Raw genomic sequence first — 14,700 nt, 5'->3', positions numbered from 1 at the left:
TTGCGCCGATGCTGTCCGGTATCGCCGTCCGCGTCGACACGCTGGGTCACTCGGCGGACGCGCGAGCCGCATGATGCAGTGCCGAGCGCACATCAGTGACCTCGGTCACCCGCATCTGCTCGGGCCCGGCGCCGGTGCTGGTCGGGCCGCAACCCGGGGGGACCAGCGCCACCTTGAACCCCAGACGGGCCGCCTCGGCCAGCCGGCGCGGCACCGCCCCGACGCGGCGCACCTCGCCGGTCAGGCCCACCTCGCCGATCGCCACGAGGTGCGGGGCGATCGCCAGGTTGAGCCCGCCGGAGGCGACCGCCAGCGCGACGGCCAGGTCGGCCGCCGGCTCCACCACCCGGATGCCGCCCACGGTGGCCGCGAAGACCTCGCGGTCGTGCAGGGTCAACCGCTCGGTGCGCCGTTGCAGGACCGCGAGCACCATCGCCAGGCGGGCGGAGTCGAGGCCGGAGACCGTACGACGTGGCGAGCCGGCCACCGTCGCGCCGATCAGGGCCTGCACCTCGGTGACCAGGGCTCGCCGCCCCTCCATGGCCACCGTCACACACGTGCCGGGCACGGGTTCCGAGTAGCGGGTGAGGAACAGCCCGGACGGGTCGGCCAGGCTGCTGATGCCGCCCTCGTGCATCTCGAAGCAGCCGACCTCGTCGGCCGCCCCGAACCGGTTCTTGACGCCGCGTACCAGCCGCAGCGAGGAGTGCTTGTCGCCCTCGAAGTGCAGCACCACGTCGACCAGGTGCTCCAGCACCCGGGGCCCGGCCACCTGGCCGTCCTTGGTGACGTGCCCGACCAGCACCGTCGCGATGCCCCGCTCCTTGGCGACCGAGACCAGCGCGGCGGTGACCGCGCGCACCTGCGTCACCCCGCCCGGCACGCCCTCGGTCCCGGTGGTCGAGATGGTCTGCACCGAGTCGAGCACCAGCAGGCCGGGCTTGACCGCGTCGAGGTGCCCGAGCACCGAGGCCAGGTCGCTCTCTGCCGCCAGATAGAGCTTGTCGTGCAGCGTGCCCATCCGCTCGGCACGCAACCGGACCTGGCTGACCGACTCTTCCCCGCTGACCACGAGGGAGGGGCTGGCGGCGCCCACCGCCCAGTGCTGCGCCACGTCGAGCAGGAGGGTGGACTTGCCCACGCCCGGCTCGCCGGCGAGCAGCACCACGGCCCCGGGCACCAGCCCACCGCCGAGCACCCGGTCGAGCTCACTCACGCCGGTGGGCACGGCGCGGGCCGGGGCTGCGCTGATGGTGGCGATGGGCCGGGCCGGCTCGGACGGCAGCCGGGAGCTGACCACTCGACCGGCCACCGTCGGGCCGTTGACAGTGCTCTCGACCACCGCGCCCCACTCGCCGCACTCCGGGCAGCGGCCCACCCACTTGGGCGGCTGGTGCCCGCAGGCGTCGCACTCGTACGCCGGACGCGGCTCGCGGGTGGCGGCCCGGCCGCGGGCGGCACCGGCCGTGCCGGCACGCGGAGAGGTCGATCGGGAGGTGGTCACACCAGGACGCTAGCCCCCTCGTGCGACGAAAACACCCCGGCGTGGTGGTTCCCACGCCGGGGCGTTCGTCGATGTCGGGTCGGGTCAGTCGTGGGTGGTGCCGCCCTCGTCGCCCTCGTGGCCGCCCTCACGCTCGATGATCGGCGAGACGCGCGCGGCCGGGGTGAGCGGCACCGCGATCGGCGCCTGACCGGTGACCGTGTTGCCGTTGCCGAAGTCGAAGGTCACGACGACGCTCTGGCCGGAGCGCAGCGCCTCGGTGAGGCCCACCAGCCGCAGCTGGGTGGTGGCCTCCGAGTTGAGCTGGAGGTAGCTCAGCGGGGCCAGCTCGATCCGGGCGGGCTGACCGGGCGCGGCGGCGCTCGCCGAACCCGACGCCCGCGCCGACTCCGGGGCGGACGGGGTCGCCGAGGACGAACCGGTCTCGGACGGGGTCGCCGACGGGCTGGCCGAGCCGGACTCGGGGGCCGACGGGGTGGCGGAGCCGGACGCGGAGGTCGACGGGGTGGCGGAGGCCGACTCCGAGGCGGACGGCGTCGGGCTCGCCGAGCCGTCCGAGATCACCACGTCGCGGGCGCCCTGGGTGGTGACGGTGACCGTCACGGTGTTCTTCGAGTCGTTGTAGATCACGGCGTTGAGCGGAGCGTCCTGGCCGGCCCGGTAGCCCTCGGTGCCCGGGTAGGTGACCAGCAGGCCACGAACCGAGTAGACGCCGTTGGGGGCCGTGAGGTTGACGCCCTGGACCGACGGCTCCTTCTCGGCCGTCTCGGCGATCTGGCCGGCGCCGCATCCGGACGCGAGCAGGCTGGTAGCAGCCGCCATCCCGGACAGCAGCAGGGCCGCCCGCCGGGATCCCCTGATCGAGCGCGTCACGTCGGTCCTCCTCGTTACGATCCCCACCCGGCCGCACGCCGGGCACGGTGGCCATACCCGCGCAGACCGCGCTCCAGGGTAGTTGGAGCTGATCGAGGCCCGCACGCGGACCCGGCAATGCCACCTCTCCGGGTGCCCCTCACACCACCCGACCGCTCGCGACCAGCAGAACGACGTCGATCAGGGCCACCAGCATCACCGCCCGGAAGGCGGACACCGGCCGCCGGCCCGCCCGGGCCGCCGAGCGCCCGGCGTACCAGCTCAGTGGCGGCACGACGGCGGCCGTGCCGACCGCCGCCAGCCCGAGGGCCGACGGGGGCCCGGGCGGTCCAAGGACGAGGACGGCGGTCGCGGCGAGAAGCAGTCCGGCCGCCGCCGCCCGGCTGCCCGCCGCGCCGAGGCGGTGCGGCAGCCCCCGCACCCCCGTGCGGGCGTCGTCGGCCAGGTCGGGCAGCACGTTCGCGAAGTGCGCGCCGGCGCCCAGGCAGGCCGCCGCCGCCGGCAGCCAGGCCGGCGGGGTCGGCTCACCGGGGAGCGCCAGCACCACGAAGGCGGGCAGCGCGCCGAACGACACGGCGTAGGGCAGCACCGAGAGGACCGTGGCCTTGAGCGGCCAGTCGTAGAGCAGCGCGGAGACCAGGGCGATCGTGAGCCAGAGCGCCGCCACGGGGTTCGTGGTCAGCGCCAGCAGCGGGCAGGCCAGCGCGGCCACCGCCGCGGCCCAGGCCGTGACGCGCCGGCCCACCGCGCCGGCGGCGACCGGCTTGTCGGTACGCCCCACAGTGGCGTCCCGCTCGGCGTCCAACGCGTCGTTGGTCCAGCCGACGGCGAGCTGGCTGGCGAGTACGGCGAGCACCACCGAGACAATTCCCGACGGTTGGTGCCCCACTCCCCAGGCCAGCAGACCGGACACCGTGGTCACTGCGGCGGCCGGTTCCGGATGGCTCGCTCTGACCAGCCCTAACACCCTCGACGACATAAGGGAAGTCTGGTCGTTACCGAGCAGTCGTGCCACGCTCGGTGCCATGCGAGACGTGGCTGCGGCCGCGGCGTCCACCGGTCCCCGGGTGCTGCCGCGCAACGACCCGCGCCAGTACGACGACCTGGCCGGTGAGTGGTGGCGGCCCGATGGCGCGTTCGCGATGCTGCACTGGCTGGCCGCGGCCCGCGCGGCGCTCGTGCCACCGGCGACGCGCCCGGGTGCGGTCCTGGTCGACCTGGGCTGCGGCGCCGGGCTGCTCGCGCCGCATCTCGCCGGTAGGGGATACCGGCATGTCGGTGTCGACCTGACCCGCTCGGCGCTGGTCCAGGCCGCCGGGCACGGGGTGCGCGTGGTCCAGGGTGATGTCACGGCGGTGCCGCTGCCGGACGGCTGTGCCGACGTGGTCTCCGCCGGTGAGCTGCTGGAACATGTGCCCGACTGGCGGCGCGCGGTGGCCGAGGCGTGCCGGCTGCTACGCCCGGGTGGCCTCCTGGTGCTGGACACCCTGAACGACACGGCGCTGGCCCGGCTGGTCGCGGTGCGGATCGCCGAGCGGCTGCCGACGGTGCCACGGGGTATCCACGATCCACGGTTGTTCGTGGACGCCCGTGCCCTCGTGGCGGAGTGTGCCCGGCACGGTGTCGAGCTGCGCCTGCGCGGCATTCGACCGCAGGTCGGTGGCCTGGTCGCCTGGCTGGTACGGCGGGCACGCGCGGCGCGGGCGTCGGGCGCGACGTCCACAGGGCCTGCTCCGCGCATCGTGCCGACCCGGTCCACCGCCGTGCTCTACCAGGGCCAGGGGGTCCGCAGAGGATAGTCGGCTCGTGGCGGGGTATGGGGACGCCGAGAAGGGAGCGATATGACGGTGCACGCGCTTGAGGCGGCCCGCCGGTTGGCGCCGCGATTCGCCGCGCGGGCGGCGGAGCACGACCGGGACGGCTCCTTTCCGGTCGACGACTTCCGTGACCTGCGGGAGGCGGGCCTGTTCGGGTTGATGGTGCCCCGCGCGCTGGGCGGCCTGGGCGCCAGCTTCGCCGAGTACGCCGCGGTGGCCACCGAACTTGCCCGGGGCAACGGCGCGACGGCGCTGGTGTTCAACATGCACGCCTCGGTGACCGGCGCGCTCGGCGCGGTCACCGAGGAGTTGGCCGAGGCACTGGGCGTACCGGACGAGGCGCTGGCCGCCCGGGACCGGCTGCTCACCGCCGCGGCCCAGGGCTCCTGGTACGCCGTCGCGATGAGCGAGCGCGGCGCCGGCGCCCGACTCTCCCAGCTGAACACGGTCTACGAGCCCACCGACGGCGGGTGGCACCTCAAGGGCAGCAAGACCTTCTGCTCCGGGGCGGGGCACGCCGACGGTTACCTGGTGGCCGCGCGCAGCTCGGCCGACCAGTCGGTGGTGTCGCAGTTCCTGGTGCCGGCCGGTGCCGGACTGACCGTCGAGCCGACCTGGGACGCCCTCGGCATGCGTGCCACCTCGTCGCACGACCTGCACCTGGACGTCACGGTGCCGGCCGATCGGCTGCTCGGCGGCGTGGAGGGGCTGGCGCTGGTGGTCGCCCAGCTGATGCCGCACTGGTTGGTGGCCAGTTACGCGGCCGTCTACGTGGGGGTGGCCCGGGCGGCGATCGACGCGGCGGCCGAGCATCTCAACGCCCGTAACCTCGCCGGCCTGCCGGCGGTGCGGGCCCGGCTGGGTCGGGCGGACGCGGCGACGGCCGCGGCCCAACTGGTGGTGGCCGAGGCCGCCCGCCGGGTGGACGACGCCCCGGGCGACGCGGAGACCAACCGCTGGGTGTGGCGGGCGAAGCTGCTCGCGGGCACCACGGCAGCCGAGGTGGCGGCGTCGGTGCTGGAGGCGGCCGGTACGTCGGCGACCCGGCGCGGTCATCCGCTGGAGCGGCTCTACCGGGACGCCCGCTGCGGCTCACTGCACCCGGCCACCTCGGACGTCTGCGCCGACTGGCTGGGCATCGCCGCGCTGGGCGGAGACCCGGACCGCGACGGATCGGCACCGCGTTGGTGAGCCGGCGCTGCGGGACACGTACGGAGGAGAGGCCGGCCGGGGAGGCCGGTGGGACGACCAGGGGGAGGACAGCGTTTGACGAGAGGTGGGGATCGTGTCCGTACCAGTGATCGCGGGGCTCGGGACGGCGCAGCCGCCGTCCGCTTCGCAGGACGAGTTGTGGGAGGGCTTCTTCTCCCGGCACTTCTCCGGCACCACCCGGTCGTTGGCCCAACGCATCTTCGCGAATTCGGGGGTGACCCGACGTCAGGCCGCGGTCAACCCGTTGCTGGAGGACGTCTCGGACTGGCCGACCGAGCGCCGGATGCGGCGCTACCAGGTGGAGGCGTTGCCGCTGGGTAAGGAGGCGGTGGGGCGTGCGCTGACGGCGGCCGGGCTGGACGCCGGCGACGTGGGCCTGTTCATCGTCTGCTCCTGCACCGGGTACGCCACCCCGGGGCTGGACATCCTGCTCGCCCGTGACCTGGGCATGGCACCGGACACCCAGCGGATGTTCGTCGGCCACATGGGCTGCTACGCGGCGCTTCCGGGGCTGGGCGCCGCGAGTGACTTCGTCACCGCCAGGGGTCGTCCGGCGCTGCTGCTGTGCGCGGAGCTGACCAGCCTGCACATCCAGCCGTCCACCGCACGGGTGGACACCCAGCAGATCGTGTCGCACGCGCTCTTCTCGGACGCCGCGGTCGCCGCCGTGGTGGTGCCGGGCGGCCGGGGGTACGCGCTGCGCGAGGTCACGTCGGTCACCGACACCTCGACCGCCGACCACATGACCTGGGACGTCACCGACGCGGGATTCCGGATGGGGTTGTCGCCGAAGGTGCCGCAGGTCCTCTCCCGGCACGTTCGCGCCCTGGTGGACGGCCTGTTGGCCCGGCACGACGGCGTCAGCTCCGACGTGGACGGCTGGGCGGTGCATCCCGGGGGGCCGCGCATCCTCAACGTGGTCGAGCGGGAGTTGGCACTGCCGCCGGAGGCGTTGGCCGCGTCCCGGGCGACGCTCGACGAGCACGGCAACTGCTCCTCGCCGACTGTCCTGTTGATCCTGGACCGGTTGATGCGCTCGACACCGGCGCCCCGACGGGTCCTGATGCTGGCGTTCGGTCCGGGCCTCACCCTGTACGCGGCTCTGCTCGATCGACAGGACTGAGCGTCCGACCGGTACGCTCAGCACATGGATGCGGCGGACGACCGGCTGCGGTCGGCGGTGCTGGCCGGGGTGGCGGTGGCCGCCCTGGCGGTGGGCGGCTGGTGGTGGCGGGCCGCCGCTCCGGAGACGACTGCCGGTTCGGCCCGTCCGGCGGCCACGCCGAGCACGGGGCCGTCGGTCAGCACCGCCCTGGAGCGACTCGTGGCCTCGGGGGTACCCGAGGGGCGGGTGACGTTTCGGGTGGATCCCGAGTCCGGCGACGTCGTCGAATTCGAGCGCCGCCCGGCGATCGACCCGCAGACGCGGGAGACCCTCGGCTCCGAGGACGCTCCGGGCGATCTGCCCGTGTTCCTCTCGACGATCTGGCGGGAGCAGCGGGAAGTCGTCCCGGGCGAGGATGTGACCAGGCAGGCGACCGACGACGGTGGTGCCCACTACGTGCTGCAATACCGTTGCACCCGCCCCGGCATGTTGGCCGTGACCAGCACCGGAGCGGAGATCGCCGGTCCGGCGCGCATCGACTGCGACGGCGCGGTGGCCACCGCCGACGTGCTGCCCGGCAGCGGGCCGTTCCGGGTCTCCCTGTCGGCCGTGGGCGACCAACCCATCGACGTCGAGGCGCAACTCGTCAGCACACCCTGAGGGCGAGCCCGCCTGCGGTGGCCGTCCGGTAGCCCGCCGGCCGGGGCGCGTGGCCCTCGCCCGCTAGCGGAGGTCAGGCGGCGAGGGCGGTCAGGTCCTGCCGGTACGCCTCGACCGGCCCCACCTCGGGCAGCACCCGGGTCACGACGCCCGAGCGGTCGACAAGCAGTGCGGTGAGTGTGCCGGGGCGGGCCGGTTGCCCCAGGAACGAGCGCAGCCCACCGGCGGGGTCGGCAAGTGTTCGCACACCGTTCGCTGGCGGCGGGGTCTCGACCGTCCGTCCGCCGGCCACGGTGATCACGGCGACGCCGGCCGGTGCCGCCGCGGCCGCCTCGACGACGAGTTCCGGGCAGGGGCAGCCGTCCACCAGGATGATCATGGCGGGCAGCAGGCCGCGCAGTGGCACCGGCGCCTGGGAGGCATCGACCAGGTCGAGCGCGGGCAGTGGCCGGCCGGTGAGCGCGACGGGTGGCGTGGCGGGTGCCGGGGTGGGGCGGTCGGTGCTCCGGCCGGTGCGGGGCCAGGTCACGGCGAGCAGGCCGGCCAGGGTGGTGAGCAGCGCCACCAACAGGACCACCAGCGGCAGGGTGAGGGCCTGGTGCCCGGTGTGGCGGCCGGCTGCCCGGCGCAGCTCGCGGCGCACCTGCGCGGCCTCGCCGGCCAGGGCCGAGGCATCGTCGGGAACGACGACGCGACCCCACTCGGGTGGCAGGTCGGGCAGGCCCTCGGGCGGCCCGTGGCCCTCTGCGTCCGGCTTGCCCATCGGACCCCCAGGAAGCGTCTCGAGAGCGGCGTGTGACTCGGCCTCCAGCGTCCCGCACCGGAGGCACCTCCCGCTACACCTGGGCGCACTTCCGCCGGGCGGGATACCATGGGAGGAGCGCATAGCCCTTGATCTCGACGTTCTGTTCACCCGTATCGGGAAGTCATCCGTGCGTTACAGAGCGTGTTCGAACCATCGGTTTGACCGCCTGTCAAGCTGAAGAAAGACCTCTCACAGGGCCCCTGAGCTGCGCCAATGGTCAGGACATCGGTGAGACATCGTTGCCTGACCGTGTTACCCTAGACACAGCGAAAGGGGTTTCGAACCTATGGTTTTCAGTGTCGGCGAGACCGTTGTTTACCCCCACCACGGGGCCGCACTCATCGAGGCAATCGAGACTCGGGTCATCAAGGGCGAGCCTAAGCAATATCTCGTCCTGAGGGTCGCGCAGGGTGACCTGACGGTCCGGGTGCCGGCCGAGAATGCCGAGATCGTGGGCGTCCGTGAGGTGGTCGGCGAAGAGGGCCTCGGTAAGGTCTTCGACGTTCTCCGGGCTCCGCACACCGAGGAGCCGACCAACTGGTCGCGGCGTTACAAGGCAAACCTGGAAAAGCTGGCCTCCGGCAATCCGCTGAAGGTCGCCGAGGTCGTGCGTGACCTGTGGCGCCGGGAGCGGGAGCGGGGCCTCTCCGCAGGCGAGAAGCGGATGCTGGCCAAGGCCCGTGACATTCTCGTCGGCGAGGTCGCGCTGGCTGAGAAGAGCACCAAGGACGAGGCGGAGACGCTGCTCGACAAGGTCCTCACCGAGGCCTAGTCCGCACAGCATCGTCGTACCCACTTCGTAGTGAAGAAACCACCGAGGACCGCGACGTGACCGCGCAGCTCAATCCGCGCGGTGACGTCGCGGTCCTCGTGCCTGCGGCGGGTGCCGGCGTACGGCTCGGTCCCGGCCGGCCGAAGGCGCTGCGCCTGCTCGCGGGCGAGCCGCTGCTGGTGCACGCCGTGCGCCGGCTCGCCGCCGCCGCGTCGGTGCACACGATCGTGGTGGCCGCGCCCGCGGCCGAGGTGGCCGGCGTCCGTGAGCTGTTGGCCCCGGTGGCGCCGGTCATAGTGGTGCCCGGTGGTGCCGAGCGTCAGGCGTCGGTCGCCGCCGCGCTGGCAGCGGTGCCGGCCGGCCCGTCGATCATCCTGGTGCACGACGCCGCCCGCGCGTTGACCCCACCCGAGCTCGTCGAATCGGTCGCTGCCGCGGTCCGGGGCGGCCGAGCCGCGGTGATTCCCGTCCTGCCGGTCGTCGACACGATCAAGGAGGTCGACGTCGACGAGGTGGTGCTGGGCACCGTCGACCGGGCCGCCCTGCGGGCGGTGCAGACCCCCCAGGGCTTCCGCCGGTCCGTTCTGACCGCCGCGCACGCCGCGGCCGGCGACCCGCTCACCGACGACGCCGGCCTGGTCGAGAAGCAGGGCGTCGCGGTGAGTTGCGTGCCCGGCTCGGAGTACGCCCTGAAGATCACCCGTCCGTTCGACCTGGCGTTGGCTGAGCACCTGCTCGCCGCCGGCGGCTGACGCGTAACCTCTGCTCATGATCGTTCCTCGGGTGGCCATCGGCACCGACGTGCACGCGTTCGAGCCGGGCCGGCCCTGCTGGGTGGCCGGGCTGCTCTGGCCCGACCAGGACGGTCTCGCCGGGCACTCGGACGCCGACGTCGCCGCCCATGCCGCGTGCAACGCGCTGCTCTCCGCCGCCGGTCTCGGTGACCTCGGCGCCGCCTTCGGGGTTGGCCAGCCGGAGTGGGCCGGCGCGTCCGGCGTGGCGCTGCTGACCGAGACGGCCCGCCGGGTGCGGGCCGCCGGCCTGGAGATCGGCAACGTGTCCGTGCAGATCGTCGGCAACCGCCCCAAGATCGGCCGCCGTCGGGACGAGGCACAGCAGGTGCTCTCCGGCGCCGTCGGCGCCCCGGTCACCGTCTCCGCCGCGACCACCGACGGGCTCGGTTTCACCGGCCGTGAGGAAGGTCTGGCGGGCATCGCTGTCGCCCTGGTGTACGACGCGCCGGCCGCCTAGGCTCGCCGCGATGTCCACCGAACCCGCCCCCGACCGGTTCGCCGGCGACGGCTATCTCGAACGCGCCCAACTCCTCGCCGAGCTGGGACGCCACGACGAGGCGGCCGGCGAGCTGACCGAAGGGCTCGCACTGAAGCCCGCGGATTCGCAGGCCCTCACCATGCTGGCCCGGGTGCATCTCGCCGCCGACCGGCCGGTCGATGCGCTCGCCGCGGCCGACGCGGCAGTGGCCGCCACGCCGGAGACCCTGCCGGCGCTCGTCGTCCGGGCGATGGCGCTTGTCGACCTGGGGCGCTACGCCGACGCGGCGACCACCGCCGATCGGCTCCTGGCGCTCGGGCCGACCGACGCGTACGCCCAGCGCAGCGCGGCGGCGATCCTGGCCGACTCGCGCAACGGGCAGCCGGCGCTGAACGCGGCCTGGCGTGGGGTGGAGCTGGCCCCGCAGGAGCCGCAGGCGCACCTGGTGCTCAGCCTGGTCGCGGCCCGGTTGGGGCTGTTCGACCTGGCCGAGCGGGCCTACCGGGAGGCCCTGCGGCTCGATCCGCGCCTCACCGACGCCGGGCACGACGTGGGCGTACTGCGCCTGGAGCAGCGCCGCTGGGCGGAGGCGTTGGAGCAGGTGGCGGAGACGGTGACGCTCGGGCCGAGCCGGATCGACTCCCCGCGAACCCTCGCGTACGGGCTGTACCGCCTGGTGCTCTACGGCGCGGGCTGGTCGCTGGTCGCCGCTGTGGTGGTGGCGTTCGCGGCCTCGACGAGCGACGGGTTCTCCCGCGTCCTGGCGGTGCTCGCGGCCGTCACCGGCGGCGTCGTGGTCTGGCAGCTCGCGGCTCGGCTGCCGGGGCTCACCCGGACCGTCCTGCCCGCCATGCTGCGCGCGGACCGCACGATGGCCCTGGCGATCTACGCGGTGGCCGCCGCGCCGCTGCTGCTGCTCGTGTACGCGGTGGTCGGCTCCCCGTGGCCGCTGGTGCTGGCGATCGTCGCCACCGCGATAGCCGAGTTCGCCATCTTCACCAGAACAACCTTCCGCTAACCCCCACCAGGGCAACCCAACTCAGCGCAAAACCCCAACAGCTCAACAAGCGTCTGTCAGCTAGCCCACGTCAGGGTTTTCGCCGGAGCCCGACCCGCGGAGGGATCAAGCCTGACCGCCCGGAGCGGGGCGGGCTCCGGCGAAAACCCCCACAGAGTGACTAGGAACGACGCGCCCAAGTCCAGGCGTACCCCTCGTCCTCGCAGGCGCGCGCCGCGTCGCACAGGTCGAGGGGACGGAAGGTGTCCACCATAACGGCCAGCTCGTCGAAGTAGTCCGCGCCGATGGAACGCTCGGCGGCGCCCGGCTGCGGCCCGTGGGTGAAGCCGGACGGGTGCAGCGAGATCGAGCCCTGCTCGATGCCGGAGCCGCGCCGGGCCTCGTAGTTGCCGCCGGTGTAGAAGAGCATCTCGTCGGAGTCCACGTTGTGGTGGTTGTACGGAACCGGGATCGACTGCGGGTGGTAGTCGACCTTGCGGGGCACGAACGAGCAGATGACGAAGTTGGGGCCCTGGAAGGTCTGGTGCACGGGCGGGGGCTGGTGGATGCGACCGGTGATCGGCTCGAAGTCGTGGATGGAGAACGCCCACGGGTACAGGTGCCCGTCCCAGCCGACCACGTCGAACGGGTGGTTGGCGTACACGTAGCGGGTCCAACCACGGCGGTGGCGGACCAGCACCTCGACCTCCTCGCCGTCGACGAGCAGCGGCGCGTCCGGGCCGCGGACGTCGCGCTCGCAGTACGGCGAGTGCTCCAGGAACTGGCCGCGGACGGAGAGGTAGCGCTTGGGTGGGCCGATGTGCCCGGCCGCCTCGACGGTGAGCAGCCGGACGGGCTGGTCGCCGGTGGGCACCAGCCGGTGGATGGTCGAGGTGGGGATGACGACGTAGTCGCCGGCTACCGCTTCCAGGGCCCCGAAGGGGGACTCGACCCGCAGGGTGCCCGCCTCGACGTAGAGGCAGTGGTCGCCGGTGGCGTCGCGGAACAGCGGCGAGGGTCGGTCGGCGAGCACGTACCCGATGCGGACGTCGTCGTTGGCGAGCAGGTACTGGCGGCCGAGGATCGGGTCGGCGCCGCCCGCGTCGAGCTTGTGGGTGCGCAGGTGACGGGGCTTGAGCGGCAGGTTCGGCGTACGGGTGAACGCCTGCGGGGTGAACTCGTCGGCGGCCAGGATCGCGGTGGGCGCGTACCGGTGGTAGAGCAGGGACGAGTCGGAGGAGAAGCCCTCCTGACCCATCAGCTCCTCGGCGTAGAGGCTGCCGTCGGGCTGGCGGAACTGGGTGTGGCGCTTGCGCGGCACCTCGCCGACGCTGCGGTAGTACGGCATCTCGCCTCCCGATATATCCCGTTCACCGGCCAGAGGCGTCCGATAATCGGACGCTGTTGTCCGTTCCTCGTAGCGTCCCGTACATTCTTGTTCCGTGTCAACGCAGGTGCCCGCGCTCCTCGACGGCCTGGTGGACGACGCCGCCGTCTTCCCACCGGGCAGCGCCGCGCTGCCCGACGCCCTGGCCGCCCACCGCCGGCACCGCGCCTCCTGGTACGCCGACCTGGTGGGCCCGCTGCTCCTCCCCGCCTCGACCGTGGCGGCCGGTGAGCTGAGCGGTCTCGTCGACCCGGCCGAGGGTCTGGTGGTCGGGCTGATCGGGGACACCGGGATCGGTCGGCTGCCCCTCGCGCTCTCGAAGCTGGCACCGAACGGTGTGACCGCGCGTCAGGTCGAGGTGGCGGTCGCCAAGCGCGGCGAGGACCCGCTGCCCGGCATCGCCGAGCTGCTGCGGCTGACCGATGACATGCCGGGCGTCGACGCCGTCTACGCCGAGCTTCCGCTGACCTTCGGGCTGCTCGGCGCGCTGGACGCGCTCGCCGCCGCCCGCGCCGACGGGGTGCCGATCGCCGCCAAGTTCCGCACCGGCGGGCTGGCCGCCGAGCTGTTCCCCACCCCCGCCGAACTGGCCGCCGTCCTCTGCGCCTGCCGGGACCGCGACCTGCCGTTCAAGCTCACCGCCGGGCTGCACCAGGCCGTGCGCCACCTCGACCCGGAGACCGGGTTCACCCACCACGGCTACGCCAACGTGCTGGCCGCGACGCTCGCAGCCGCCGACGGGGACAGCGTGCGGGTGGTCGCCGAGCTGCTGACCGCGCTCGACCCGCGCCCGCTGCTCGAATGCGCCAACGAACGGCTGGACGCGCCGCGCCCGCTCTGGGTCGGCTTCGGCTCGTGCAGCATCCTGGAACCACTTACCGATCTGATCCGGCTGGGGCTGGTGAACGGGGGGCACGACGCATGACCTGGGTGAGCGGCGTTGACGGTTCGCCGTACGGGGTGACGAACCTGCCGTACGGGGTGTTCTCCTCGGGCGGGGGCCGGCCACGGATCGGCGTACGGATCGGGTCGTGGGTGTTCGACCTGGCTGGTGCGGAGACCGCCGAGCTGGTGCTCGCCGCCGGCGCGCTGTGCCGACCCACCCTCAACGACTTCATGGCGCTGGGTCGCCCACAGTGGACGGCGGTGCGCCAGCGGATCGTCGAGCTGTTGACCGACGTGACGCACCGTCCGGCGGTGGAGCCGCTGCTGGTGCCCCTGGCCGACGTGGAGTTGCTGCTCCCGTTCGAGGTGGCCGACTACGTCGACTTCTACTCCTCCGAGCACCACGCGTCGAACGTCGGGCAGATCTTCCGCCCCGGTCAGCCGCCGCTGCTGCCCAACTGGAAGCACCTGCCGATCGGCTACCACGGCCGGGCCGGCACTGTCGTCGTCTCCGGCACGCCGGTGACCCGGCCCACCGGCCAGCGGGCGTCCGCCGAGGGCCCGGTCACCGGCCCGTCGGTACGCCTCGACATCGAGGCCGAGGTCGGGTTCGTGGTCGGTGTGCCCAGCGAGCTGGGCACACGCGTGTCCGTCGACGACTTCGCCGACCATGTCTTCGGGGTGGTGCTGGTGAACGACTGGTCGGCCCGGGACATCCAGGCGTGGGAGTACCAGCCGCTCGGCCCGTTCCTCGGCAAGTCCTTCGCCACCTCGGTCTCGGCCTGGGTGACGCCGCTGGACGCACTGGCCGACGCCTTCGTGCCTGCTCCGGAGCAGGACCCGCCGGTAGTCGACTACCTGCGCGACGTGCCGCACCTGGGGCTCGACCTGCGGCTGGCGGTCGAATGGAACGGCGAGCGGGTAAGCGAACCGCCGTTCGCCGGCATGTACTGGACCCCGGCCCAACAGTTGGCGCACCTCACCGTCAACGGCGCGTCCCTGCGCACCGGCGACCTGTACGCCTCGGGCACCGTCTCCGGCCCGGACCGTTCCCAGGTCGGCTCGTTCCTGGAGCTGACGTGGGGCGGGGCCGAGCCCGCGAAGGTCGGCACCGAGAGCCGTACCTTCCTCGCCGACGGCGACACCGTTACCCTCACCGCCACCGCGCCCGGCCCGGACGGCACCACCATCGCCCTCGGCGAGGTCACCGGAACGGTCCGACCGGCCCGCTGAGCCGCTGGCCGGGAGCGCGCGCCTCCGCTCACGCCTGAGCGCTTCCATCCCATCGATGAGACTCGTGCTCGCACCGTCTGTGCGATCACCAAGCCTGGTTACCCCGTTGGTCATCCGGACCACGTCGCCCCGCCATCCGTACGGCCGGATCTCGCCCGGCTGCGGGTGGTGGGGGGCA

15 protein-coding genes are annotated in these 14,700 nt (G+C 73.3%); 10 read left to right on the top strand and 5 right to left on the bottom strand.

The features are described from left to right. Positions 1–46: 46 nt before the first annotated feature. From radA to ACGFIE_RS23185, 3 genes are all read right to left on the bottom strand, one after another. The gene (gene radA, locus ACGFIE_RS23195) at positions 47–1,504 is read right to left on the bottom strand and encodes a DNA repair protein RadA (protein WP_393297752.1); all 1,458 of its coding nucleotides are present in this window, start codon (positions 1,502–1,504) and stop codon (positions 47–49) included. A gap of 84 nt (positions 1,505–1,588) precedes the next feature. Next, positions 1,589–2,377, bottom strand: a complete 789-nt coding sequence (locus ACGFIE_RS23190; RefSeq protein WP_393297749.1) for a hypothetical protein — start codon at positions 2,375–2,377, stop codon at positions 1,589–1,591. 139 nt (positions 2,378–2,516) lie between these two features. Further along, on the bottom strand, positions 2,517–3,356 hold the full coding sequence (locus tag ACGFIE_RS23185; RefSeq protein WP_393297746.1) for a UbiA family prenyltransferase: 840 nt from the start codon (positions 3,354–3,356) through the stop codon (positions 2,517–2,519). 46 nt (positions 3,357–3,402) lie between these two features. Here ACGFIE_RS23185 and ACGFIE_RS23180 point away from each other — a divergent pair, with 46 nt between their 5' ends. The 4 genes from ACGFIE_RS23180 to ACGFIE_RS23165 all read left to right on the top strand — a co-directional run bounded on the left by ACGFIE_RS23180 (position 3,403) and on the right by ACGFIE_RS23165 (position 7,171). Then, positions 3,403–4,176, top strand: coding sequence for a class I SAM-dependent methyltransferase (locus tag ACGFIE_RS23180; protein WP_393297743.1), 774 nt, complete (start codon positions 3,403–3,405; stop codon positions 4,174–4,176). Positions 4,177–4,218: 42 nt separating this feature from the next. Beyond that, the gene (locus ACGFIE_RS23175) at positions 4,219–5,385 is read left to right on the top strand and encodes an acyl-CoA dehydrogenase family protein (RefSeq protein ID WP_363686530.1); all 1,167 of its coding nucleotides are present in this window, start codon (positions 4,219–4,221) and stop codon (positions 5,383–5,385) included. Positions 5,386–5,470: 85 nt separating this feature from the next. Continuing rightward, complete coding sequence (locus ACGFIE_RS23170) at positions 5,471–6,529, top strand: type III polyketide synthase (protein WP_393297739.1); 1,059 nt, start codon at positions 5,471–5,473, stop codon at positions 6,527–6,529. 24 nt (positions 6,530–6,553) lie between these two features. Then, on the top strand, positions 6,554–7,171 hold the full coding sequence (locus tag ACGFIE_RS23165; RefSeq protein ID WP_393297736.1) for a hypothetical protein: 618 nt from the start codon (positions 6,554–6,556) through the stop codon (positions 7,169–7,171). A gap of 73 nt (positions 7,172–7,244) precedes the next feature. On the opposite strand, the gene ACGFIE_RS23160 is transcribed toward ACGFIE_RS23165, so the two are convergent. Then, the gene (locus ACGFIE_RS23160) at positions 7,245–7,934 is read right to left on the bottom strand and encodes a hypothetical protein (RefSeq protein ID WP_393297733.1); all 690 of its coding nucleotides are present in this window, start codon (positions 7,932–7,934) and stop codon (positions 7,245–7,247) included. Positions 7,935–8,262: 328 nt separating this feature from the next. Between ACGFIE_RS23160 and ACGFIE_RS23155 the strand changes: the two genes are divergently transcribed. From ACGFIE_RS23155 to ACGFIE_RS23140, 4 genes are read left to right on the top strand one after another with little or no spacing between them, the layout of a single operon-like run. Continuing rightward, entirely contained in the window at positions 8,263–8,748 is a 486-nt protein-coding gene (locus ACGFIE_RS23155; RefSeq protein WP_007073334.1) for a CarD family transcriptional regulator, read from the top strand. Between the two features lie 56 nt (positions 8,749–8,804). Beyond that, positions 8,805–9,500: a 2-C-methyl-D-erythritol 4-phosphate cytidylyltransferase gene (ispD, locus tag ACGFIE_RS23150; protein ID WP_393297730.1), complete on the top strand. Its 696-nt coding sequence runs from the start codon at positions 8,805–8,807 to the stop codon at positions 9,498–9,500. A gap of 16 nt (positions 9,501–9,516) precedes the next feature. Beyond that, the gene (ispF, locus tag ACGFIE_RS23145; RefSeq protein WP_393297727.1) at positions 9,517–9,999 is read left to right on the top strand and encodes a 2-C-methyl-D-erythritol 2,4-cyclodiphosphate synthase; all 483 of its coding nucleotides are present in this window, start codon (positions 9,517–9,519) and stop codon (positions 9,997–9,999) included. A gap of 10 nt (positions 10,000–10,009) precedes the next feature. After that, a complete protein-coding gene (locus ACGFIE_RS23140) occupies positions 10,010–11,038 on the top strand; it encodes a tetratricopeptide repeat protein (protein WP_393297724.1) in 1,029 nt (342 codons plus the stop codon). A 160-nt stretch (positions 11,039–11,198) separates the two neighbouring features. Here the strand turns inward: ACGFIE_RS23140 and ACGFIE_RS23135 are convergent, their stop codons facing one another. Beyond that, entirely contained in the window at positions 11,199–12,365 is a 1,167-nt protein-coding gene (locus ACGFIE_RS23135) for a homogentisate 1,2-dioxygenase (protein WP_393297721.1), read from the bottom strand. A gap of 94 nt (positions 12,366–12,459) precedes the next feature. Here ACGFIE_RS23135 and ACGFIE_RS23130 point away from each other — a divergent pair, with 94 nt between their 5' ends. Together ACGFIE_RS23130 and fahA are read left to right on the top strand one after the other, a co-directional pair. Beyond that, a complete protein-coding gene (locus ACGFIE_RS23130; protein WP_393297718.1) occupies positions 12,460–13,329 on the top strand; it encodes a hypothetical protein in 870 nt (289 codons plus the stop codon). After that, on the top strand, positions 13,326–14,522 hold the full coding sequence (gene fahA / locus ACGFIE_RS23125; RefSeq protein WP_393297715.1) for a fumarylacetoacetase: 1,197 nt from the start codon (positions 13,326–13,328) through the stop codon (positions 14,520–14,522). The genes ACGFIE_RS23130 and fahA overlap by 4 nt, the downstream gene beginning before the upstream one ends. Positions 14,523–14,700 lie beyond the last annotated feature (178 nt).

The organism is Micromonospora sp. NPDC049275 (assembly GCF_043197115.1).
GTDB lineage: Bacteria > Actinomycetota > Actinomycetes > Mycobacteriales > Micromonosporaceae > Micromonospora.
Note: the sequence above shows the minus strand (reverse complement) of the source record. Positions and strands in the feature narration are given on the sequence as shown.

What these genes read in the sequence shown, in the direction of transcription:
- ACGFIE_RS23155 (WP_007073334.1), top strand. Translation starts at nt 8,263, where the DNA reads ATGGTTTTCAGTGTCGGCGAGACCGTTGTTTACCCCCACCACGGGGCC.
- ispF (WP_393297727.1), top strand. Translation starts at nt 9,517, where the DNA reads ATGATCGTTCCTCGGGTGGCCATCGGCACCGACGTGCACGCGTTCGAG.
- ACGFIE_RS23160 (WP_393297733.1), bottom strand. Translation starts at nt 7,934, where the DNA reads ATGGGCAAGCCGGACGCAGAGGGCCACGGGCCGCCCGAGGGCCTGCCC.
- ACGFIE_RS23140 (WP_393297724.1), top strand. Translation starts at nt 10,010, where the DNA reads ATGTCCACCGAACCCGCCCCCGACCGGTTCGCCGGCGACGGCTATCTC.
- ACGFIE_RS23175 (WP_363686530.1), top strand. Translation starts at nt 4,219, where the DNA reads ATGACGGTGCACGCGCTTGAGGCGGCCCGCCGGTTGGCGCCGCGATTC.
- fahA (WP_393297715.1), top strand. Translation starts at nt 13,326, where the DNA reads ATGACCTGGGTGAGCGGCGTTGACGGTTCGCCGTACGGGGTGACGAAC.
- ACGFIE_RS23135 (WP_393297721.1), bottom strand. Translation starts at nt 12,365, where the DNA reads ATGCCGTACTACCGCAGCGTCGGCGAGGTGCCGCGCAAGCGCCACACC.
- ACGFIE_RS23180 (WP_393297743.1), top strand. Translation starts at nt 3,403, where the DNA reads ATGCGAGACGTGGCTGCGGCCGCGGCGTCCACCGGTCCCCGGGTGCTG.
- ACGFIE_RS23165 (WP_393297736.1), top strand. Translation starts at nt 6,554, where the DNA reads ATGGATGCGGCGGACGACCGGCTGCGGTCGGCGGTGCTGGCCGGGGTG.
- ACGFIE_RS23185 (WP_393297746.1), bottom strand. Translation starts at nt 3,356, where the DNA reads ATGTCGTCGAGGGTGTTAGGGCTGGTCAGAGCGAGCCATCCGGAACCG.